The 20,664-nt window shown below is 71.5% G+C and carries 20 protein-coding genes; 15 read left to right on the top strand and 5 right to left on the bottom strand.

All coding sequences use genetic code 11. The annotated features are described in order from the left end of the window. The 4 genes from pgaA to pgaD form a co-directional block, all read left to right on the top strand. Positions 1-1,994: poly-beta-1,6 N-acetyl-D-glucosamine export porin PgaA (pgaA, locus tag L2I40_RS00420; RefSeq protein ID WP_237212875.1), on the top strand; the 1,994-nt coding region annotated here is incomplete at its 5' end. 2 nt (positions 1,995-1,996) lie between these two features. Further along, entirely contained in the window at positions 1,997-3,943 is a 1,947-nt protein-coding gene (gene pgaB, locus L2I40_RS00425; protein ID WP_237212876.1) for a poly-beta-1,6-N-acetyl-D-glucosamine N-deacetylase PgaB, read from the top strand. A 9-nt stretch (positions 3,944-3,952) separates the two neighbouring features. Beyond that, positions 3,953-5,221: a poly-beta-1,6-N-acetyl-D-glucosamine synthase gene (gene pgaC / locus L2I40_RS00430; protein WP_237212877.1), complete on the top strand. Its 1,269-nt coding sequence runs from the start codon at positions 3,953-3,955 to the stop codon at positions 5,219-5,221. Next, a complete protein-coding gene (gene pgaD / locus L2I40_RS00435) occupies positions 5,218-5,730 on the top strand; it encodes a poly-beta-1,6-N-acetyl-D-glucosamine biosynthesis protein PgaD (protein ID WP_237212878.1) in 513 nt (170 codons plus the stop codon). Before pgaC ends, pgaD begins: the two co-directional genes overlap by 4 nt. On the opposite strand, the gene L2I40_RS00440 is transcribed toward pgaD, so the two are convergent. Next, the gene (locus L2I40_RS00440; RefSeq protein ID WP_237212879.1) at positions 5,731-6,714 is read right to left on the bottom strand and encodes an NADPH:quinone reductase; all 984 of its coding nucleotides are present in this window, start codon (positions 6,712-6,714) and stop codon (positions 5,731-5,733) included. Between the two features lie 115 nt (positions 6,715-6,829). On the opposite strand from L2I40_RS00440, the gene L2I40_RS00445 reads away from it, so the two are divergent. Continuing rightward, complete coding sequence (locus L2I40_RS00445; RefSeq protein ID WP_237212880.1) at positions 6,830-7,015, top strand: hypothetical protein; 186 nt, start codon at positions 6,830-6,832, stop codon at positions 7,013-7,015. Then, entirely contained in the window at positions 7,012-8,403 is a 1,392-nt protein-coding gene (locus L2I40_RS00450) for an amidase (protein WP_237212881.1), read from the top strand. Before L2I40_RS00445 ends, L2I40_RS00450 begins: the two co-directional genes overlap by 4 nt. Positions 8,404-8,408: 5 nt before the next feature. Here the strand turns inward: L2I40_RS00450 and L2I40_RS00455 are convergent, their stop codons facing one another. After that, a complete protein-coding gene (locus L2I40_RS00455; RefSeq protein ID WP_237212882.1) occupies positions 8,409-9,404 on the bottom strand; it encodes a tripartite tricarboxylate transporter substrate-binding protein in 996 nt (331 codons plus the stop codon). Between the two features lie 116 nt (positions 9,405-9,520). Between L2I40_RS00455 and L2I40_RS00460 the strand changes: the two genes are divergently transcribed. Further along, complete coding sequence (locus tag L2I40_RS00460; protein WP_237212883.1) at positions 9,521-10,135, top strand: nuclear transport factor 2 family protein; 615 nt, start codon at positions 9,521-9,523, stop codon at positions 10,133-10,135. Positions 10,136-10,155: 20 nt separating this feature from the next. Beyond that, positions 10,156-10,707: an NADPH-dependent FMN reductase gene (locus tag L2I40_RS00465; RefSeq protein WP_237212884.1), complete on the top strand. Its 552-nt coding sequence runs from the start codon at positions 10,156-10,158 to the stop codon at positions 10,705-10,707. Here L2I40_RS00465 and L2I40_RS00470 read toward each other — a convergent pair. Further along, positions 10,628-11,296 (bottom strand): TetR/AcrR family transcriptional regulator, encoded by a 669-nt coding sequence (locus L2I40_RS00470; RefSeq protein ID WP_237212885.1) that lies wholly within the window; start codon positions 11,294-11,296, stop codon positions 10,628-10,630. The genes L2I40_RS00465 and L2I40_RS00470 overlap by 80 nt on opposite strands. Before the next feature lie 135 nt (positions 11,297-11,431). Between L2I40_RS00470 and L2I40_RS00475 the strand changes: the two genes are divergently transcribed. From L2I40_RS00475 to L2I40_RS00505, 7 genes are read left to right on the top strand one after another with little or no spacing between them, the layout of a single operon-like run. Next, positions 11,432-12,307 carry an FAD binding domain-containing protein gene (locus tag L2I40_RS00475; RefSeq protein WP_237212886.1) on the top strand — a complete coding sequence of 292 codons (876 nt, stop codon included), beginning with the start codon at positions 11,432-11,434 and terminating at the stop codon, positions 12,305-12,307. Further along, on the top strand, positions 12,304-12,789 hold the full coding sequence (locus L2I40_RS00480) for a (2Fe-2S)-binding protein (RefSeq protein ID WP_237212887.1): 486 nt from the start codon (positions 12,304-12,306) through the stop codon (positions 12,787-12,789). The genes L2I40_RS00475 and L2I40_RS00480 overlap by 4 nt, the downstream gene beginning before the upstream one ends. Further along, positions 12,786-15,182: a xanthine dehydrogenase family protein molybdopterin-binding subunit gene (locus L2I40_RS00485; protein WP_237212888.1), complete on the top strand. Its 2,397-nt coding sequence runs from the start codon at positions 12,786-12,788 to the stop codon at positions 15,180-15,182. The genes L2I40_RS00480 and L2I40_RS00485 overlap by 4 nt, the downstream gene beginning before the upstream one ends. Before the next feature lie 24 nt (positions 15,183-15,206). Beyond that, positions 15,207-16,280 (top strand): C4-dicarboxylate TRAP transporter substrate-binding protein, encoded by a 1,074-nt coding sequence (locus L2I40_RS00490; RefSeq protein ID WP_237212889.1) that lies wholly within the window; start codon positions 15,207-15,209, stop codon positions 16,278-16,280. 14 nt (positions 16,281-16,294) lie between these two features. Next, on the top strand, positions 16,295-16,852 hold the full coding sequence (locus L2I40_RS00495) for a TRAP transporter small permease subunit (RefSeq protein ID WP_237212890.1): 558 nt from the start codon (positions 16,295-16,297) through the stop codon (positions 16,850-16,852). 3 nt (positions 16,853-16,855) lie between these two features. Further along, complete coding sequence (locus L2I40_RS00500; RefSeq protein ID WP_237212891.1) at positions 16,856-18,172, top strand: TRAP transporter large permease; 1,317 nt, start codon at positions 16,856-16,858, stop codon at positions 18,170-18,172. Between the two features lies 1 nt (position 18,173). Beyond that, positions 18,174-18,950, top strand: coding sequence for a cyclase family protein (locus L2I40_RS00505; RefSeq protein ID WP_237212892.1), 777 nt, complete (start codon positions 18,174-18,176; stop codon positions 18,948-18,950). Between the two features lie 66 nt (positions 18,951-19,016). Here the strand turns inward: L2I40_RS00505 and L2I40_RS00510 are convergent, their stop codons facing one another. Then, entirely contained in the window at positions 19,017-19,355 is a 339-nt protein-coding gene (locus tag L2I40_RS00510; RefSeq protein WP_237212893.1) for a hypothetical protein, read from the bottom strand. A 28-nt stretch (positions 19,356-19,383) separates the two neighbouring features. After that, a complete protein-coding gene (locus L2I40_RS00515; RefSeq protein ID WP_237212894.1) occupies positions 19,384-20,544 on the bottom strand; it encodes a glycosyltransferase family 2 protein in 1,161 nt (386 codons plus the stop codon). Positions 20,545-20,664 lie beyond the last annotated feature (120 nt).

A 20,664-nucleotide genomic window follows, 5' to 3' on the forward strand; every position in this document is an offset into this window, starting at 1 on the left:
CGCTGCTGGGAGAGGACGCGACCCGCGAGGTCGAGCGCGCGCTCGCCGGCGCCCCGCAGGCGTCGGATCCGGACTTCGCCGCGCTGGAGGCGCGCCGCCCCTTCGACGCGCTCGCCATCGCCGAACGGCGCCTCGCGCACGCGCCGGGTGATCGCGCCGCGCGACGCCTGCGCATCCTCGCGCTGGAACAGGCCGGCGCGCCCGCGCTGGCCCTGGAAGATGCGCGGCGCCATCCCGGCCTGGTGGATGCGGCTGTGATCGCCCGGCTTGAAGGCGGGGCTGCGGCCTTCCTGGTCCGCTGGGGCGCCGTCAGCCCTGCCTTGCCGCCCGAAGATCCGACCCATCGCTTCGCCGCAACCGACCGCGCCTTGGCCGCGCTCGATGCCGCGATCGCAGCCTGGGAAGGCAGGCCGGAGGCAGCCTCGGCCCGGCGCACCGCGCGTCTCGACCGGTTGATCGCGTTGCGGGACCGCCGACGCATGGCCGAGGTGATCGCGGAGGCCGAGGCGCTGGCGGCCGAGGCGCCGCTGCCGGGCTATGTGCGGGGTGCGATCGGCGACGCGCGCCTGACGCTGCGCCAGCCCGAAGCGGCTGAGCACGACTTCCGCGCGGCGCTGGAGGCCGAGCCGGGCGCCGTCCAGCCGAGCCTCGGCCTGTTCTATGCGCTGGTCGAGCAGCGCCGCTGGGCGGAGGCGGAGGCCCTCGTCGACGGCCTGGACGCGGCGACGCCGGCCTTCCGCGCGACGCGCGGCGAAGCCGGGGAGGTCGCCGACTGGCAAAAGCTGGACACCGCCTGGGCTGCGGCGCTGCATCGCCTGTTTGCGGACGACCTGCCGGGCGCCGAGGCACGCGCCGAAGCGCTGGTCCGCGCCGCGCCCGCCAACACCACGCTGCGGACGCTGCGCGCCGACATCTGGCGCGCCCGCGGCTTGCCCGGCGCGGCGCTGGAGGAGGCGGAAGCGGCGCTGTCGCTCGAGCCGCTCTCGCTCGGGCTGCGCCTCTCGCGCGCCGAGGCGCTGATGGATCTCCGCATTTGGCGCGAGGCGGAGGAGATGATCCTGCCGCTGGCGCGCGACTATCCGGAGAACACGGCCGTCCGGCGGCTCGCCCGACGATGGGCGTTGCACAACCGCTGGGAGCTGGAGGCCGAGGCCCGGTCGGGCCTGGAGCGGGGAAATGCCGAGCCGGAGTTCACGCTGGCCGCACGCCTCTATTCGCCACCCATCGCCCATGACTGGCGGCTTTTCGTCGGCAGCGGGCTGCGCCGCGGCGACACGCCGGAGGGGCGGGAGAGCATCGCGCGCGGCCTGCTTGGCCTCGAGTATCGCATCCCGGCGCTCGTGCTGCGCGTCGCCGGTACCTACGATGCCAACGGCGTCAGTCGCGGTGGTGCGCTCGCCGAAGGCGTTCTCCGGCTCTCGGACCAGTGGCGGATCGAGGCGTCCGGCGAGACCCTGGCCTTCGACACGCCGCTCCGGGCGCTGCGCAACGGCATCACGGCCGGCGGCGGCGGGGCGGCGCTGGTCTGGCGCGACAGCGAACGGCGCGAGGCCGGCGCGCAGCTTCGCGTCCTGCGCTTCTCCGACGACAACGTCCGCACGATCGGCTTCGCGCGCTGGACCGAACGTGTGCTGTCGCAGCCGGATTGGCGCCTGGACCTGACGCCCTATGCCTATGCGACCGAGAACAGCCGTCCCGGTGGACCCTATTTCGCCCCCCGCCGCGACCTCGAGACCGGCGTGACGGCGCAGCTGAGCTGGGTCGCTTGGCGGCGCTACGAGCGCGATCTCGTCGTGGTCGGACAGGCGACGGCCGCTGGCTACTGGCAGGAGGATTTCGGCTGGTCGCCGCTGCTGGCGCTCCGCTGGGAGAACCGGCAGTCGCTGAGCGACGCCGCCTACATCGCCTATGGCGCCGGCTGGACCCGGCGCGACTATGACGGCGTGGTGAAGGATGCGGTGAGCTTCACCGCGGCGCTGCGCTGGAGGATGTGACGATGCGAGTCCTCCCGCTCACCCGCCGCGCGCTAATGGCCGCGCCCGCCGGGCTGCTCGTTCTGCCGGGGCAGGGCGGCGCGCAGCCGCGCGGTGCAGGCCGGTTCGCGGCGCTGAGCTACCATGAAGTCGGCCTCGACGGCCGCGGGCCGCACTACTCGATCTCGGAAAGCCAGTTCGTCCAGCACCTTTCCTGGATGCGCGCGAATGGCTGGACGGCGGTGTCGCTCGATGACCTGCTCGCTGCACGCGACGGGCGCCGTGCCCTGCCGGAGAAGGCGGCGCTGCTGACCTTCGACGACGGGTACGACGACTTCCACGCGCGCGTCTTCCCCGTGCTGCGCGCCTTCGGCTGGCCGGGGATCTTCGCCCTCGTCACCTCCTGGATGGAGGTGCCGCCGGGCGGCACCTTCGCCTATGGCGACGTGCCGACGCCGCGCGGCGCGCTGATGAGCTGGGCCCAGGCGCGGGAGATGCAGGCGAGCGGGCTGTGCGAATTCGCCGCCCACACCCACGACCTGCATCGCGGCGTGCCCGCCAATCCGCAGGGCAACGTGCAGCCCGCGCTGCCCACGCGCATCTTCGACCGCGCGACGGGGAGCTACGAGACCGATGCCGCCTGGACGCGACGGGTCGAGTCCGATCTCGCCCGCTGCGTGCAGATCATGCGCGCACGCCTCGGACGGGCGCCGCGCAGCATGGTCTGGCCCTATGGCCGCACGAATGGCGAGGCGGTGGCGATCGCGCGTCGGCTCGGCATGCCCGTCGCGCTGACGCTCGATCCGGAGCTGGGGCGGCTCGACCGGCTGGAGAGCATCGGCCGGCTCCTGCTGATGAACGACCCGAACGTGCCCGACCTGGCGCGGCGGCTGCGCTTCGAGGAGACCGGGCGCGAGCGCGTGCTGCATGTCGACCTCGACCATGTCTACGATGCCGACGCCGCGCAGCAGGAGCGCAACCTGGACGCGCTGGTGGAGCGCGTCGCCCGGCTCGGGCCCAGCGCCGTCTATCTCCAGGCCTTCGCCGATCCGGACGGGGACGGCGCGGCGGAGGCGCTGTATTTCCCGAACCGCCATCTGCCGATGCGCGCCGACCTGTTCAACCGCGTCTCCTGGCAGCTCTCCTCCCGCGCCGGTGTCGAGGTCTATGCCTGGATGCCGGTTCTCGCCTTCCCGCCCCGCGATCCGTCCGAGGTGGTGGTGCGGTCCGACACCGGCGCCGCGCATCCGGACTGGCCGCGGCGCCTCTCGCCCTTCGATCCGCGCATCCGCGCGCGCATCGGAGAGATCTACGAGGATCTGGCCAAGCATGCGCCCATGGCTGGCCTGCTGTTCCACGACGACGCGGTGCTGTCCGACTTCGAGGATGCCAGCCCGGCGGGACGTGCCGCGCTGCGCGAGGCGGGGCTGCCGGCCGACATCGCGGCCATCCGTGCGGATGCCGCGCTGCTCGCGCGCTGGACGGCGCTCAAGACGCGGACGCTCGTGGACCTGACCCGCGAGCTGCACATGCGCGCGCTGCGCTGGCGCGTGCCGCTGCGGACCGCGCGCAACATGTTCGCGCTCCCTGTCCTGCAGCCGGAGAGCGAGGCCTGGTTCGCGCAGTCCCTGCCGGCCTTCCTCGCCGCCTATGACCGCACGGCGGTGATGGCGATGCCGTTGATGGAGGGTGCGCGCGACCCGGAGGCCTGGCTCCGCCGGCTGCACGCCGCCGTCGCGGCGCATCCGGGCGCAATGGAGAAGACGGTGTTCGAGCTGCAGGCGACCGACTGGCGCAGCCGCCCGGCCCGCCCGGTGCCGGCTGCGACGCTGCGCGCCCAACTCCGGCTCCTGCAGCGCCTCGGGGCCTGGCACATGGGCTGGTACCCGGACGACTTCCTGCGCAACCATCCGGACGCCGCGACGGTCGCCGACGTGATCGGCGCGGCAAGCTTCCCGTTTCGGCGCTGAGCGGGCGGCATGGACATCCCGGCCTTTCTCTTCCTCGCGCTGATGGCCTTCGTCGGCATCTGGCCGCTCTTCATGATGTTCGTCTGGCTGACCGGCGGCCTGGCCTTCTACTGGCTGCACGAGCGCCGGGCGCCGCGCTGGGACACGCTGCCCGACCTCGGGCCGTCGCCAGTGACCGTCAGCGTCTTGGTGCCCTGCTTCAACGAGGAGGACAACGCGGAGGAGACGATCCGCGCGCTTGCGGCGCAGGCCTATCCGGCGCTCGAGGTCATCGCGATCAACGACGGCTCGCGCGACCGCACGGCCGAGGTGCTGGACCGGCTGATGGCGGAAATTCCCCGCCTGCGCGTCGTCCATCTCGCGCGCAACCAGGGCAAGGCGATGGCGCTGCGCGCCGGCGCGCTTGCGGCGCGGGGCGAGGTGCTGGTCTGCGTCGACGGCGACGCGATCCTCCATCCGCATTGCGTCGCCTGGCTGGTCCACCGCTTCGCCGACCGGCCGCGGCTCGGCGCGGTCACCGGCAATCCGCGCATCCGCAACCGGTCCTCGCTGCTCGGGCTGCTGCAGGTGGGCGAGTTCTCCGCCACGATCGGGCTCATCAAGCGCACGCAGCGGGTGGACGGGCGCGTCTTCACAGTCTCGGGCGTCGTCGTCGCCTTCCGCAAGGCCGCGCTGCAGGATGTGGGATGGTGGACCGACGACAATCTGACGGAGGATGTCGACGTCACCTGGAAGCTGCAGCGCCGCCGCTGGACGGTGCATTACGAGCCCAACGCGCTGGCCTACATCCTGATGCCGGAGACGCTCCGGGGCCTGTGGAAGCAGCGGGTGCGATGGGCCACGGGGGGGGCGCAGAGCTTCCTCCGCTACGCGCCGGACCTGCTCACCTGGACCGATCGCCGGATGTGGGGCGTGGTGGGCGAGTACTTCATCACGCTCGTCTGGTGCTATGCGATGGTGCTGGCGACCGCCCTGGCGCTGCTCGGCCTCGCGGGCCTGCTGCCGGCGTCCTTCCAGCCCGTGCCGGAACTGCTCTCGATCTGGGGCATGCTGCTGTCGGTCGCTTGCCTGGTCCAGTTCTGGACGAGCCTGGCGATCGACCGCCGCTACGAGCCGCCGGGGTCGGGCAGCTGGCGGGCGCTGTTCTGGGTGATCTGGTATCCCGTGGCGTTCTGGCTGCTGTCGGCCGGCGCCGCCATCGTGGGCTTCCCCCGTGCGCTCGCGCGGCGCAGCGGCCAGCGCGCGCGATGGGTCAGCCCGGATCGCGGCTTCCGATGACGACGATGCCGCCCGAGCCCTCCTTCATGCCCCCGCCGACGGGGGAGGCGCCCTTCGTCGCACCGCTCATCCTGCGGTCGGGCGCGCGTCGCCGCGCAGCGATGCTGCGCGATCTCCTGCTCACCATGCTGGTCTGGTGCGGCTGGCTCTACCTGCTGGTCGCAGCGATCGGGGTGTTCTGGCTGCCTCCCTTCGTCCACGAGCTGCTGCCGGTCGAGCCGCCGGAGTCGCCGCGGCGGATGATCGAGATCGTGCTCGGCTGCGCTGCCGTCGCCGTGCTCGGCACCGTCTTCGTGGCGGCACGTGCCATGCTGGACCGTCGGCGCTTCGCCGGCGCCGACCGGCGTCGCGCGGCGCCGGAGCCGACGGATGCGCAACTCGTCGCCGAGCTGCGGGCGGAACCGATCGACCCGGCCGCGCTGCGCGCCGCGCGGCGGATCGTCCTGCACCACGGCGCCCATGGCGTGGTCGAGCGCGCCGATCTCGATCCTGGCGCGCCCGCCCGCTGATCAGCCCGTGCAGTCCAGCACGACGTTGCCCATCACCGCGCCGGCCTCGACCGCCTCATGCGCGGCGACGATGTCGGCGAGGGGGAGCACGCGGCCGATCGCATGCTGCAGCGCGCCGGCCTCCAGCCACGCATTGACCTGCGCCACGCCTGCCTCGCGGGCTGCCGGGGGAAGCTCGTAGACGATGAAGAAGCGGATCGCCGCGCCGGACAGGATCATCGGCCCGAAGGGCAGCGACATCTCGGCCTTGCCGGAGCCGTAGCAGGCGCAGAACCCGTCGCGGGCGACGATCTGCGGCAGCAGCGCGGCGTTGGCGGCGAGGTCCACCTCGACCACCCGGTCCACGCCGCGTCCCGACGTCAGGTCGCGCACGCGTTCGACGACGTTCTCGGCGCGGTAGTCGATCACCTCGTCGGCGCCCGCGGCCCGCGCATGCGCCGTCTTGGCCGCGGAGCTGACCGTTGCGATCACCCGCGCCGCGCCCAGCAGCTTCGCCATCTGGATCGCGTAATGCCCGACGGCGCCCGCGCCGCCCGCCACCAGCACCGTCTGCCCCGCGACGCCGCCATCGGTCTGCACCGCGCGCCAGGCGGTCAGCGCCGGGATGCCGAGACAGGCGCCCGCTTCGAAGGATGTCGTGTCGGGCAGGCGCACGGCCTGCTCCGTCGGCACGGCGATGTGGGTCGCCGCCGTGCCGAAGGCGCGCTTCCACTGGCCGTTCCAGATCCAGACGCGCTGACCGATGCGGCCGTGGTCCACGCCGGGCCCCACGGCGTCGATCACGCCGGCGCCGTCGCTGTGCGGGATGACGCGGGGCGCCGCCATCGGCCGCGTGCCGGACCGCGTCTTCCAGTCCGAAGGGTTCACGCCGGAGGTGGCAAGCCGCACCAGAACCTCGCCCGCTGCCGGTGTCGGCGTCGGCATCTCGCCCACGACCAGCACCTCCCGTGCCGGACCGTTCCGCTCGTACCAGGCTGCGCGCATGGGGCCCTCCCTCGATGGGGCCTTCTCCCAGGCTGCAGCGGCGACGCCAAGGGGGGCGGCTTCGCAATCCGGCCGTCTCCGTCCTAGCCTCGGCGCCGCGAGACGAGGAGGTGTCATGCCCGACCAGCCGCAACCGCCCGTGGCGGAGATCCTCCGACGCGCGGGCTACGACCTGCCGGCCGGGACGCTGGCCGATCTCGGCCACGCGCATGCGCTGCTGCAGACGATGCTGGCGCGCCTCGCCCCACCCGCACCGGAGGCCGAGCCGGCTACCGTCTTTCGCCCGGAGGCTCCGCGATGATGCCGATGAGCATCGCCGAGGCGGCGTCCGCCTTCCGTGCGCGTAGCCTCTCGCCGGTCGAACTGGCGAAAGAGTGCCTTGCCCGCATCGCGCGGCTCGACACCCAGTTGCACGCCTTCGTCGCGGTGACGGAGGAGCGCGCCCTGGCCGATGCGCGCGCGGCGGAAGCCAGGATCGGACGCGGTGAGGCGCGCGGGCCCCTCGACGGCATTCCCTTTGCGCACAAGGACATCGTGGGCACCGCCGGCATCGCGACGACATCCTGCTCGCGCGTGATGCAGGGCCAGGTGCCGGCGCGCGACGCGCATGCGGCGGCGCGGCTGGCGGAGGCCGGCACGGTGCTGCTCGGCAAGCTGACGACGCATGAGTTCGCGCTCGGCGGCCCGTCCTTCGACCTGCCCTGGCCGCCGGCGCGCAATCCTTGGGACACGGCGCGCTTCACCGGCGGCTCGAGCAGCGGATCGGCGGCGGCGATTGCGGCCGGGCTGGTGCTCGCCGCGACTGGCTCCGACACGCTCGGCTCCATCCGCTCGCCGGCGCATTTCTGCGGCATCACCGGGCTGAAGCCGACCTATGGGCTGGTCGGCCGCAGCGGCGTCTTCCCGCTCGCCCAGTCGCTCGATCATGTCGGGCCGATGGCACGCAGCGCGGAGGATTGCGCGCTGCTGCTGGAGGCGATGGCTGGCGCGGATCCGGAGGATCCGGCCAGCGCGGGCCGCGATGCCGCGGGCGTGGCCGGGACGCTCGGAGGTGGCGTCAAGGGCCTGCGCATCGGCGTTGTGCGGCACTTCCACGAGCGGGACAACCGCGCGAGCCCCGGCGTGCTGGCGAATCTCGAAGCCGCGCTCAACGTCTTCCGCGGCCTCGGTGCGGAGGTGCGGGACGTCACGCTGCCGCCCTTGGCCGACTGGCATGCCGTCGGCGCCACCATCATGCTCGCGGAGGCGCACGCGATCCACGCGCCCTGGCTGCGCACGCGCTTCGCCCAGTATGGCGCGCTGTTCCGCGAGCGCGTTGTGCTCGGCGCCGCGATCGGCAGCGAAGCCTATCTGAACGCGCAGCGCCGTCGACGCGCGCTTTGCGCCGCGATGGAGCAGGCCTTCCGCGACCACGACGTGCTCGTGTCCGTCGCGCAGCCGAGCGAGGCGCCGGAGATCGGCGCGGTGTCGCGCTGGGGCGTGCTGGAACTCGGCTCGCTCACCTCGCCCTTCAACGTCACCGGCGGGCCGGCTCTGTCGCTGCCGACCGGCTTCGGCGCGGGCGGGCTGCCGACGGGCATGCAGATCGGCGGTCCGGCCTTCGCCGATGCGCTGGTCCTGTGCGCCGCGCACGCCTTCCAGCAGGCGACCGACTGGCACCGGCGCCAGCCGCCGATGGCGGCCGGCTGAGGTCGCTACTGCTGCTCGATCCGCGCGGCGGCGACCACGCGGGTCCAGCGGCCGATCTCGCCATGCACCATGGCGCGGAGTTCGGCGCGCGTGGCGAAGCTGCGCGGCGCCACGCCGAGCTCGAGCAGCCGCGCCCGCATCTCTGGCTGCGCGACGACCTGGCGCGTGACCTCGTCGATGCGCTGCAGCACCTCCTCCGGCGTTCCGGCGGGCGCGGCTACGGTATACCAGGTCTGGATGTCGAAATCGGGCTGGCCGAGCAGCTCGGCGACCGTCGGCACGTCGGGCAGCAGCGGCGAGCGCTCGCGCGAGGTGACGGCGAGCGGCCGTGCGCCGCCGTCCCGGATCTGGCCGAGCACGGCGGAGACCGGCTCCACCACCAGCTGCACCTCCGCGTTGCGCAGCCCGATCAGCGCCGCGGGTGTGCCGCGGTAGGGAAAATGCGTCAGGCGGAAATTGCCCGCGGCCTGCACCGCCTCCGCCACCAGGTGCTGCGTGCTGCCGACGCCGACGGTCGCGACGTTCAGGCGTTCCGGCGCCGCCAGCGCGCGGCGGCGCAGCTCGGCGAAGTTGGCGATCGCATCGGGCGTGCCGGCGGGGCCGGCCAGCAGCACGAGCGCGACGGAACAGACCATCGAGACCGGCTCGACATCCGCGACCGGGTCGTAGGGCAGGCGGCGGTAGAGCGCAGCGGAGACGGCGAAGCCGTTGTTGATCAGCATCAGCGTGTGGCCGTCCTTCGGCGCGCGGGCCAGCGCTTCCGCCGCCAGCGTGCCGCCCGCGCCCGGCCGGTTCTCCACCACCACCGGGTGGCCGAACTCGGCCGCCATGGCGGGTGCGATGGTGCGCGCGATGATGTCCGTCGCGCCGCCCGGCGCGAAGCCCTGCAGGAAGCGGATCGGCCGGTCGGGCCAGGCGCGGCGGGCGGGCTGCGCCTGCGCGCCAAGGGGCAGGAGCGCGGCAGCGCCGAGCAGCGCGCGGCGGGGCAGGGCGGGCATCATGCGTGGTTTCCTCCGTCCACGGGCCTTCGCATGGGCTCCGCCCGCATTCAAGCGGCCGGATTGACCGCGTCCGCGCCGCGCTCTACCCGGCGCCGCGACCCAGGGAGGTTCCCCGCATGTCCGACGCCGCCATGCTCCAGCGCCAGCGCGTGGCGGAGCTCGTGCAGAACTGGGCCGTCTGGCGCGATGCCGGCGACTGGGAGCGCTTCCGGACGTGCTGGCACGAGGACGGCTTCATGATGGCCACCTGGTGCCAGGCGCCGGCCGCGCAGTTCATCGCGGCGAGCCAGGCCGGCTGGGCGAAGGGCGTCTCCATCTTGCACTTCCTCGGCGGCATCAGCGTGGACGTGGCGGGGCGCCGCGCCATCGCCCAGACCAAGATGACGATCAGCCAACGCGCCGAGGTGCATGGCGTGCTGGTGGACGTGGTCTGCACCGGCCGCTTCTACGATTTCATCGAGGAGCGCGACGGGCGCCTCGGCATCGTCATGCGTCAGCCGATCTACGAGAAGGACCGCATGGACCCGGTTGATCCGGCGGCGCGACTGGAGCTGGACCGTGATCTGCTCGCGCGCTTCCCGGAGGGCTACCGGCATCTCGCCTACCTGCAGACGCAGATCGGCTACGACGTGAAGCGCGACATGCCCGGACTGAAGGGCGAGCGGGTCGAGGCTCTCTACCGCGCCGGTGCCGCCTGGCTGCGCGGCGAGGCGCTGGGCTGGCCCGCGTGACACCGACAACGGAGACGACGATGAGGATCCTCGCCATCTCGGGCAGCCTGCGGAAGGCGTCCTTCAACACCGCCGCGCTGCGCGCCGCGGCCGAGCTTGCGCCGGCCGGCGTCGAGGTGACGATCTACGAGGGGCTGCGCGACATCCCGCCCTATGACGACGACCAGCGCGCGGGCTCCGGGTTTCCGCCTGCCGTCGCGGCCTTCCGCGCCGCCATCAAGGCGGCCGACGCGATCCTGATCGCGACACCCGAATACAACTACTCGGTCCCCGGCGTGCTCAAGAATGCGATCGACTGGGCGTCGCGCGCGCCGGACCAGCCCTTCGACGGCAAGCCGGTGGCGATCATGGGCGCGTCGGGCGGCCTGCTCGGCACCGCGCGCGCGCAATACGACCTGCGCAAGGTGTTCGTCTTCCTCAACGGGCATGTGCTGAACAAGCCGGAGGTGATGATTGGCCAGTCCGCGACGCGCTTCGATGCGGAGGGGCGGCTCACCGACGAGAAGACGCGCGAGCTGATCGCCCAGCAGCTGGCCGCGCTGCGCGACTGGGCGGAGCGGCTGCGCCGCTGAGCGGTGCGGCCAGCCCGGCGAGGAAGCGCGCGACGGTCGCCTCGATCGCCGGGCCCGGCTCGGCAGGCGTCTCCAGCCCGTAGATGTGGCGGCGGATGCCGATATAGACGATGCCGCCGTGCAGCGCCCACATCGCCTCCATATCGGGTGCCGCGATGCCGGGCTCGGCGGCGATCTCGTCGCGCATCGGCGCCAGCAGCCGATCCTCGACATGGCCGAGGTAGCGGCGGTTCAGGGCCTCGCCCGCGAGGCCTGCCCACATGAAGATGCGCAGCCATTCATAGGTGAAGATCGCCGCCGTGTATTGGCGGTAGAAGCGGCAGAGCCGGCCATGCAGCGGCACCCGCCGGTCCCGCAGCTCGGCGATCCAGTGCGGCGACAAGCGGCCCAGGAAGACGCGCTCGAACACCGTCTCGGCGAGATCCGACTTGCTGGCGAAGTAGCGGTAGAGCAGGGCCTGCGTGATGCCTGCGCGCTGCGCGAGGTCACGCGTGGTGGCGCCGAAACCGACCTCGGCGAAGGTGCCGATCGCCGCCTCGATGATCTGCTCGCGCCGCGCTTCCGGCTCCAGCCTTCGCGGACGCGCCATGCCGTCCACGCCATCCTCCCTGCATGAAGCGCCCTTGTGGAACGGGCTGCTTGACAGAGGGATATGATTTGCTGATCAGATGATCAACAAGGAAACGGCGCCGCCGCGTGGCGACGCGACAAGGGAACGACGTCCATGAAGTGGCCGGCCTTCGCCTATGAGCGGGCCTCGACGCTGCAGGATGTGTGGCGCTTGCGTGCGGAGCATGGCGAGGGCGCGCGCCTCGTCGCCGGCGGGCAGACCCTGCTCGCGACGCTGGCCTTCCGGCTGTCCGAGCCCTCCGTCCTGGTGGACATCACGCGCATCGAGGCGCTGCGCGGCGTGACAGTGCAGGGCTCGACGTTGCGCATCGGGGCGCTGACCCGTCACGCCGAACTGGGCCGCGACCCGCTCGTCGCGCGGCACGCGCCGCTGTTGGCCGAGGCGGTCCCCTACATCGCGCATCCTGCCATCCGCAACCGCGGCACGATCGGCGGCAGCCTCGCCTATGCCGATCCGGCGGCCGAGCTGCCGGCCTGCGTCGTCGCGCTCGATGCGACGCTGGTGCTGGCCTCGCCGGCCGGCGAACGGCGCGTCGCCGCGCGCGAGTTCTTCACCGGCCTGCTCGAGACCGCCTTGAAGCCGGACGAGCTGATCGCCGCCGTCGAGGTGCCGGCCGCGACCCCTGCCTCACGCAGCGCGATCGTCGAGGTCGCGCGCCGATCGGGCGATTATGCGATGGCCGGGCTGGCTGCGTCGCTCTCGCTCGGCGCCGATGGCCGCGTCTCAGCGCCGCGCCTCGTCTATTTCGGCGTCGGCAACGGGCCGGTGCTGGCCGCGGGTGCCTCTGCGGCGCTGGAGGGCAAGGCGCTCGACGCGGGCGCGATCGCGGCCGCGCAGGCGGCGCTCGCCCGCGATATCGATCCGCCATCCGACCTGCACGGGCCGCCCGAGATGAAGCGCCACCTTGCCCGCGTGCTGACCGCGCGCGCCCTGTCCCGCTTCCTGCCTGCCGCGGAGGCCGCCTCGTGAGCACCCGCCACGATATCACCCTGACCGTGAACGGCGAGCGCGTGACGCGCCTCGTCGAGGCGCGCCGCCACCTGATCGATTTTCTCCGCCTAGACCTCGGCCTCACCGGCAGCCATGCCGGCTGCGAGCACGGCGTCTGCGGCGCCTGCACGGTGCGCGTGGACGGCGAGATCGTGCGCGGCTGCCTCGTCCTCGCCGCCAGCCTCGACGGCGCCGAGGTGACGACGATCGAGGGGCTGTCCGACAGCGGCGAGGTCGCCGACCTGCAGGACGCCTTCGTGGCCCGCAACGCCGCGCAATGCGGCTTCTGCACGCCCGGCATGGTGATGGCGGCCGCAGACATCCTGCGCCACCATCCGGATGCGACCCGCGCCGAGATCCGCGAGCATCTCTCCGGCAATTACTGCCGCTGCACCGGCTACCAGGCGATCGTGGATGCGGTGGAGAGCACGCTGACGGCCCGTAAGGAGGGCGTGCGATGAACGACATGCCGACGCCGGCCTCCATCGGTCTCTCGCGCGAGGACCTGCCGAACTCCTATATCGGCCGCTCCGTCCCGCGCCCCAACGTGCCGAAGCTGGTGCAGGGGCGCGCGACGTACACGGATGACGTGGCGGTGCCGCGGCTGGTGCACGCCGCCTTCCTGCGCTCGCCGCATGCCCATGCGCGGATCGTCGCCATCGACACCGCCGCTGCGGCGAAGGTGCCGGGCGTGGTGCGCGTCTTCACCGGCGCCGACCTCGCCAAGGTCTGCGACCCATGGGTCGCGACGCTCGAGCATCTCAAGGGCATGAAGTCCGCGCCGCAGTATCCGCTGCCGCTCGAGCGCGCGACCTGGCAGGGCGAGCCGGTCGTCGCCGTCGTCGCGGACAGCCGTGCGGCCGCGGAGGACGGCGTCGCGGCGCTGGCGGTGGAGTGGGAGCCGCTCGCGGCCCAGCTCGACATGGAAACCGCACTCGACCCCGGCGCGGTGGTGATCCATCCCGCGCTCGGCGACAACCTCGTCTTCACCCGCACCGCCGAGAAGGGCGACGTGGCGGCCGCCTTCGCCTCCGCCCACAAGGTGGTCGAAGCCACCTTCGTCACCGGCCGGCACACCGGCGTGACGCTGGAGGCGCGCAGCATCCTGGCCGACTACAACCGCGCCGAGGGCACGCTGACCGTGCACCATTCGACGCAGGCGCCGCACATGATGCAGGGCGTCTTCGCGAAGCAGCTGCGGATGGAAGAGGGCGCGGTCCGCGTCATCTGCAAGGATGTCGGCGGGTCCTTCGGCATCAAGGTGCATGTCTATCCGGACGAGGTCGCCGTCGCCGCCATGGCGAGGATCATGGGGCGCCCCGTGAAGTTCGTCGCCGACCGCTTCGAAAGCTTCGTCTCCGACATCCACGCGCGCGACCACCGCATCAAGGGTCGCATCGCCGTGGATGCGGAGGGAAAGATCCTCGGCTTCGACATCGACGACCGCACCGGGATCGGGCCCTATTCCGTCTATCCCCGCACCAGCGCCATCGAGGGCAACCAGGTGGTGAACCTGTGCGGCGGGCCCTACGACTTCGCGAACTATCGCTGCACCACCACGGTCGTCTTCCAGAACAAGACGCCGACCTGCCAGTACCGCGCCGTCGGCCATCCGATCGCGACCGCGGTGACGGAAGGCCTGGTCGACCTCGCGGCCGAGGCGCTGGGGATGGACCCGATCGAGATCCGGCGCCGCAACCTGATCCGCGACGACGCCTATCCCTACACCTCGCCGCCCGGCATGCGCTTCGAGGGGCTGTCGCACCACGCCGCGCTCGCCAAGCTGCTGGAGATGGTGCCGGTCGAGCGCATCCGCGCCGACCAGGCGGAGCAGCGCAGGCGCGGCGTCCATCGCGGCCTCGGCTTCGCGAGCTTCATCGAGCTCACCAACCCCTCGCCCTTCATGTACGGGATCGGCGGCGCACGTATCTCGGCGCAGGACGGCGCGACGGTGCGCATGGATCCCGACGGGTCGGTGGTGGTGCTGTCCGGCGTGACCGAACAAGGGCAGGGGACCGACGGTATCCTGCGCCAGATCGTCGCGCATGGTGTCGGCGTGCCGGTCGAGCGCGTGAAGGTCATCACTGGCGACACCCAGACGACCCCCTATGGCGGCGGCACATGGGCCTGCCGCGGCGCCGGCATCGGCGGTGAGGCCGCGCTGCAGTCTGCGATTGCGCTGAAGCAGCAGATCCTGCAGGTGGCCGGCACCATGCTGCAGGCCGCACCCGGCTCTCTCGACATCGTCATGGGCGAGGTGGTGGAGCGGGAGACCGGGCGCGCCCGGATGCCGCTAGGCGAGCTGGGGCGCATCGTCTATTTCCGCGGCGACACGCTGCCCAAGGACCTGGCGCGCGAGCTGGTGCAGACGCGGCACTTCATCACCAAGGAGTATCCATTCGCCTTCACCAACGGCATCCAGGCGAGCTGGGTCGAGGTTGATGTCGAGACGGGGATAGTGAAGCTGCTCGAGCATTGGTGCGTCGAGGATTGCGGCCGCGTGATCAACCCGCTGCTGGTGGACGAGCAGGTGCGCGGCGGCATAGTGCAGGGCCTCGGCGGCGCGCTGTACGAGCACTGCGTCTATGACGAGCAGGGCAACCTGCTGACCACCACCATGGCCGACTACCTGGTGCCCATGTCGGCCGAGATGCCGGAGATGCATGTCGGTCACGTCGAGACGCCGACGAACGAGAGTCTGCTCGGCGCCAAGGGCGCGGGCGAGGCCGGCACCGCCGGAGCGCCGGCGGCGCTGATGAACGCGATCAACGACGCGCTCCGTCCGCTCGGCGCGCGGGTCACCGAACAGCCCTTCACCCCGGCGCGCATCCTGGCCGCGCTCGGCCGCATCTAGAACGACATGAGGGAGACCACGTCCATGAGCATCCGCCGTCGCCATCTGCTCGCCGGCTCCGCCGCGCTGCCGCTCTTCGCCGCCCACACCGCCGTCGCGCAGTCGGCACTGAACATCACCATCGCGGCGAGCCACCCGGTGGCGAATTTCTGGATCCACATCATGAAGAACGTGTTCCAGCCGGAGGTGGACAAGTTCCTCCGCGACAACGGGAACACGCATCGCGTCAACTGGCGTGAGGCCTATGGCGGCACGCTCTATCGCTTCCAGGACACGATGGAGGCGGTGCGCGACAACATCACCGACATCGGCTATGTCGGCACGCTGTGGGAGGGCAGCACCATGCCCCTCCAGAACGTCACCTATTTCACGCCCTTCGCGACCGGCGACCATGGCCTGATCGCCAACGCTTTCGAGCGGATGAACGAGAACGTTCCGGCGATCCGCCAGAACTGGAGCGGGCTGAACATGGTCCCGCTCAGCTCCTACATCACAGATACCTACCACATCTGGTCGAACTTCCCGATCCGCACGCTGGACGACCTGCGCAGCCGGAAGATCTCGGCGCCCGGCACCTCGGCGAACTGGCTGCAGGGCACGGGTGCGACGCCGGTCGATGGCGCGCTCACCACCTACTACACGGACATCCAGACCGGCGTCTCGGAAGGCGCGCTGTCCTTCTATGTCGGCATCCTGCCGACGCGGGTCTATGAGGTGGCGCGCTTCATCACCGAATGCGACGTCGGCGCCATGTATGTCGGCGGCATCGCCGCCAACCGCCAGCGCTTCGAGCGCTGGCCGGAGGTGATGCGCCGCGCCTGCGTCGCAGCTGGCCGCGCCTCGACCGCAGCGCACATCACCGACGTCTCCGATCGCATCGCGACGGCGAAGCGCGAGATGGTGGCGCGCGGCGCGCAGGTGACGACCCTGCCGGCGGCCGAGCGCGAGCGTTGGATCCGCGGCCTGCCCAACCTGGCGCAGACCTGGGCGCAATCCTCGGGCCCTGCCTCGCGCGACGTGCTGAACGCCTATTTTGGCGCGATCCGCGCAGCCGGGCAGACGCCGGGTCGCAACTGGGATCGCGAACTGACCTCGTAAGGGTCTGCGCCGCCATGGCCGACGACATCGACATGGCGGCGCTCGACGCGGCCGCCGCGCGACAGGGCTTCGACCCGGTGCGGCTGCTGCTCGACCTGCTTGCCGCGATCGGCACGATCTGGACCTTCGGGCTGATGTGCCTGATCTGCGCCGACGTGATCGGGCGCTCCTTCCTCAACGCGCCGATCACCGGCGTCGCTGAGATCGCCGCGCATTCCGTCGTCGGCATCGTGTTCCTCCAGCTCGGCGCCACCGTCTACAGCCGCCGCATGACGCGCGCCGACTTCCTGATCGAGCGCATCCATCGCGCCGCGCCCGGCCTGGGCCGCACGATCGAGGTGGCCTTCATGCTGCTCGGTGCCGTCATCATGGCCTTCATCGCCCAAGCCGCCTGGCCGGGGCTCTGGAATTCCATGGCGGCGCGCGAGTTCTTCGGCGTGCAGGGCCTCTTCACCGTACCGACCTGGCCGTTCCGCGCGCTGATCGTGCTTGGCGGCGCGGCGGGCGCTCTCGCCTATGCGGCGCTTCTGTTCGTCGAGCTGCGCCGCGCGCTGCGGCCGGCGCGGAGCTGATCGATGGAAGACACGACCATCGGCTTCCTGCTGATCGGCGCGATGGTGACGCTGATCGTGCTCGGCCTGCCGATCGGACTCTCGCTGATCTCCACCGCCGCGGTCGGCGTCTGGCTGATCCGCGACAACCCTGACCTCGCCTTCCGCTTCACCGCCATGGCGACCTATTCGGGCATCCAGGACTACATCTTCGCGACCATTCCCCTCTTCGTCCTGATGGGATTGCTGGTCAGCATATCGGACATCGGCAAGGACACCTTCGAGGTCGCGCAGGCCCTGTTGCGGCGCATACGCGGCGGCCTCGGCATGGCAACTGTCGGTGCTAACGCCGTCTTTGCCGCGGTCACGGGCGTCTCCATCGCCTCGGCCGCCGTCTTCACCAAGGTCGCGGTGCCCGAGATGGTCCGACACGGCTACAGCATGCGCTTCGCGGCCGGCACCGTCGCCGGATCCTCGATCCTCGGCATGCTGATACCGCCCTCGCTGCTGATGATCGTCTATGGCGTGCTGGCGGAGGTCTCGATCGGCAAGATGTTCGTGGCCGGGGTGATCCCGGGTCTCATCATCGCGTTCGGCTTCGCCCTGATGATCTGGGTCTCGGCCGCCTTCTTCCCTTCGCGCATCATGGTCCGCGCGGTGCAGCCAGAGCTCAGCCAGCGCCCGATGCCGGCCGGCGAGATGGCCGTGAAGTCGCTGCCGATCCTGGCCCTGGTCGTGCTGATCCTGGGCGGCCTCTACAGCGGCTTCTTCACTCCTACCGAAGCGGGCGCGGTCGGCGCGGCCGGCGCACTGGTTCTGGCGCTGCTGCGCCGGCGGCTCGACGGTCCGAAGTTCTGGCGCGTGCTGCGCGAGACAGGCCTGGTATCCGCGGCGATCCTGTTCCTGCTCATCGCAGCCGGCCTCTATTCCCGCATGCTCTCCATGGCCGGCGTGCCGCAGGCGATCGGCGACATGGTGGAGCATCTCGGCCTCGGCCCTTACGGCTTCCTGCTCGTCTTCGTGATCGTCGTCCTGCTGATGGGCATGATCCTCGACAGCACCTCGATCCTGCTGATCATGGTGCCGATCGGTGCGCCGATCGCGGCCGGGATGGGCTTCGATCTGATCCACTTCGGCATCATCACGATCATCGCCGTCGAGATGGGCCTGCTGACGCCGCCCTTCGGCATCTCGGTCTTCACGGTCAAAGCGACACTGAACGACCCCAAGGTGGGCATCGAGACGATCTTCGCCGGTGCGCTGCCCTATGTCGCGGTGATGGGCGCGGCGCTGCTCCTGATCGCGTTCGTGCCCTGGCTCGCCACCGCGTTGGTCACCTGAGATGCCGCGTCGGATCCTCGATCTCTCCGTCGCGCTGGAGGCCGGCATCGCCTCCGACCCGCCGGGCCACACGCCGGAGATCACCTATATCGACCACCGCCAGAGCGCGCCCGACATGGCGCGCTTCTTCCCGGGCCTGCGTGTCGAGGACCTGCCGGGCGGCGAAGGCTGGGCGATCGAGCGGCTGAACCTCACCACCCACACGGGTACGCATCTCGACGCGCCGTACCACTTCCATTCGACGATGGATAACGGGAAGCCCGCCTGGACGATCGACGAGGTCCCGCTGGAATGGTGCTTCGGCCGTGGCGTGAAGCTCGACTTCCGGCATCTCGAGGACGGCCATGTCGCGACGGCGGCGGAGGTCGAGGCGGAGCTCGCACGCATCGGCGTCACGCTTCAGCCCTTCGACATCGTGCTGGTGAACACCGCGGCTGGCGCCCGCTACGGCCAGCCCGACTATCTCGCGCGCGGCTGCGGCATGGGGCGCGAGGCAACGCTGTGGCTGACCGAGCGCGGCGTGAAGGTCTGCGGCACCGATGCCTGGTCCTGGGACGCGCCCTTCCTGCACACCGCCCGGCGCTACGCCGAAACCAGGGATGCGGGGCTGATCTGGGAAGGCCACCGCGCGGGCATGGTCCGCGCCTATTGCCACATCGAGAAGCTGGCGAACCTCGACCAACTGCCGCCGACCGGCTTCCAAGTCGCCTGCTTCCCCTTCAAGATCAAGGGCGGCTCGGCGGGCTTCACCCGTGCCGTGGCGATCCTCGACGACTGAGCCTGGGCTCGCGTGGCACCGAGCCCGCAGCCTATCCGCGGCCTCGGCCGAGGCCGGCTAGCCGGTTCAGGCGTCCTCGTCCTGCGGGACGGCGGCGATCCAGTCCTGTGCCTCCCTTGGCAGGCCATGCATGGCGATGTGGGAGGTGGCCGCCACGATGAGCATGCCCGGATCATCGAAGCCGCGCCGCGCGAGCGACCGGCGGAAATGCGACAGCAGATAGTCCGAGGACAGGTCGCTCGACACCAGCACCGCCTCGTCGCCCGGCGCCCAGTGCGATTCCGCGACCTCCCAGACCGCTTCGCGCAGCGCGGCCCGACAGGCCTCGCCCTCGGTGCCCGGCGACGGGGGGCGATGAATGACGAGATGCAGCGGCATGGCGACTCCGGCGCGCGACAGGGTCACGCCCACTATACGATGTCCGCGGCCGCGTTCATCCCTCTCTGCGCGCCGCCCGCCAGGCCGGCGTGTCGCGCATGAGGCCGAGCCGCGCGAGTTGCTCCGGTCCCTCGTAGCGCCGCGACTCCGGCCCGGCGAGGCTGAAGCCGGGTTCCGCCCGGATCCGGGCCAGGTAGCGCCGGTACTCCCGGGACCCGTCGAAATGCGCGTCGCGCCGGACCGCATCCAGCGCACGCGCATGGAAATCCTGCAGGAACTTGAAATGAAGCAGCACGCCGGTCGGCTGTTCCTCGGCCATCGCCATCGGCGCCACCCGGTGCGTCGAGCCGAGCAGCGCCGCCCCCTCGCGCCAGCGCAGCAGCGGCACCTTCGTGACGGTCGGCGAGCGCGGCGGCGCAAGGCGCCGATAGCCGTCGCTGTGCCGGAGCCTCGGCATCCTGAGGCCCAGGTTGAACAGCCTCTGCCAGATCCATCGGGTCGGGCGGGCCGGATCGGTCTCCGGGAAGAACAGCCGCTCCCGGATCCCGCCATACTCAAGCCGGTAGGGGAAGTCGCCGATCGCCTCGCTGCGCAGCCGCGGCGGCTCGAACATCGCCGCGACCTCGCTGAGCTTCATCCCGCCGCGATAGCCGCATTCGGCCAGCGGCCCGGCTGGGAAGCAGTCCAGCATGACCGTGCGCAGCGCCTCGCTGCCCAGCGCGTCGAGATGGGCGGTGAGTGCCGGCAGCCCGACGCGGTCGCTGCCGGGGAAGACAAGCTGCTCGTCCGCATCGATCACCAGGACCCAGTGCCCCCGCGCGCAGGCGTCCAGCACCGCATTGGTCCATGTCACGCCGAAATTCGAAGCGGCGTAGTCCTCTTCCGCCAGGATCACATGGGCGCCGGCTGCAGCCGCGATCTCGCGCGTCCCGTCGTCGGAGCCATTGTCGATGACGATCGCGCGGTGCACGCCGAGGGCGCGCGCCGCGGCCAGCGCATCCGGCAGCCGGAGCGCCTCCTCCCGCGCGACGATCAGGGCGATGATGTCGCCAGGGCGCGGTGACGGAGCGGCGCCGATCACCTGCAGACCCTGTGGCAGGGCGAGGCCCGTTGCGCGACGCGCCTGGCGGTCGACCTGCGTCGTCCCCGCGCGGGGATCGGCCGGGCCGATTGTGTCAGGCTCGAGGATGCCGGGCACGGGGGACCGCGCGTGCATGCCGTGTGTCGTGTCCGCGCCTTGTTGCATCCCGCGAACGCCGCCTCCCCGTGATGGTTGCCGCCGCCGCGTCACGGCGTGGAATGGCTGGCGACGCGGCATCCTGCCCGCATGGTGCGG

The sequence above is a fragment of the Falsiroseomonas oryziterrae genome (genome assembly GCF_021864505.1).
Lineage (GTDB): Bacteria > Pseudomonadota > Alphaproteobacteria > Acetobacterales > Acetobacteraceae > Falsiroseomonas > Falsiroseomonas oryziterrae.

Bases quoted from the DNA above. Each gene is read 5' to 3' on its own strand.
- pgaB (WP_237212876.1), top strand. From the start codon at position 1,997: ATGCGAGTCCTCCCGCTCACCCGCCGCGCGCTAATGGCCGCGCCCGCC.
- pgaC (WP_237212877.1), top strand. From the start codon at position 3,953: ATGGACATCCCGGCCTTTCTCTTCCTCGCGCTGATGGCCTTCGTCGGC.
- pgaD (WP_237212878.1), top strand. From the start codon at position 5,218: ATGACGACGATGCCGCCCGAGCCCTCCTTCATGCCCCCGCCGACGGGG.
- L2I40_RS00440 (WP_237212879.1), bottom strand. From the start codon at position 6,714: ATGCGCGCAGCCTGGTACGAGCGGAACGGTCCGGCACGGGAGGTGCTG.
- L2I40_RS00445 (WP_237212880.1), top strand. From the start codon at position 6,830: ATGCCCGACCAGCCGCAACCGCCCGTGGCGGAGATCCTCCGACGCGCG.
- L2I40_RS00450 (WP_237212881.1), top strand. From the start codon at position 7,012: ATGATGCCGATGAGCATCGCCGAGGCGGCGTCCGCCTTCCGTGCGCGT.
- L2I40_RS00455 (WP_237212882.1), bottom strand. From the start codon at position 9,404: ATGATGCCCGCCCTGCCCCGCCGCGCGCTGCTCGGCGCTGCCGCGCTC.
- L2I40_RS00460 (WP_237212883.1), top strand. From the start codon at position 9,521: ATGTCCGACGCCGCCATGCTCCAGCGCCAGCGCGTGGCGGAGCTCGTG.
- L2I40_RS00465 (WP_237212884.1), top strand. From the start codon at position 10,156: ATGAGGATCCTCGCCATCTCGGGCAGCCTGCGGAAGGCGTCCTTCAAC.
- L2I40_RS00470 (WP_237212885.1), bottom strand. From the start codon at position 11,296: ATGGCGCGTCCGCGAAGGCTGGAGCCGGAAGCGCGGCGCGAGCAGATC.
- L2I40_RS00475 (WP_237212886.1), top strand. From the start codon at position 11,432: ATGAAGTGGCCGGCCTTCGCCTATGAGCGGGCCTCGACGCTGCAGGAT.
- L2I40_RS00485 (WP_237212888.1), top strand. From the start codon at position 12,786: ATGAACGACATGCCGACGCCGGCCTCCATCGGTCTCTCGCGCGAGGAC.
- L2I40_RS00490 (WP_237212889.1), top strand. From the start codon at position 15,207: ATGAGCATCCGCCGTCGCCATCTGCTCGCCGGCTCCGCCGCGCTGCCG.
- L2I40_RS00495 (WP_237212890.1), top strand. From the start codon at position 16,295: ATGGCCGACGACATCGACATGGCGGCGCTCGACGCGGCCGCCGCGCGA.
- L2I40_RS00500 (WP_237212891.1), top strand. From the start codon at position 16,856: ATGGAAGACACGACCATCGGCTTCCTGCTGATCGGCGCGATGGTGACG.
- L2I40_RS00505 (WP_237212892.1), top strand. From the start codon at position 18,174: ATGCCGCGTCGGATCCTCGATCTCTCCGTCGCGCTGGAGGCCGGCATC.
- L2I40_RS00515 (WP_237212894.1), bottom strand. From the start codon at position 20,544: ATGCACGCGCGGTCCCCCGTGCCCGGCATCCTCGAGCCTGACACAATC.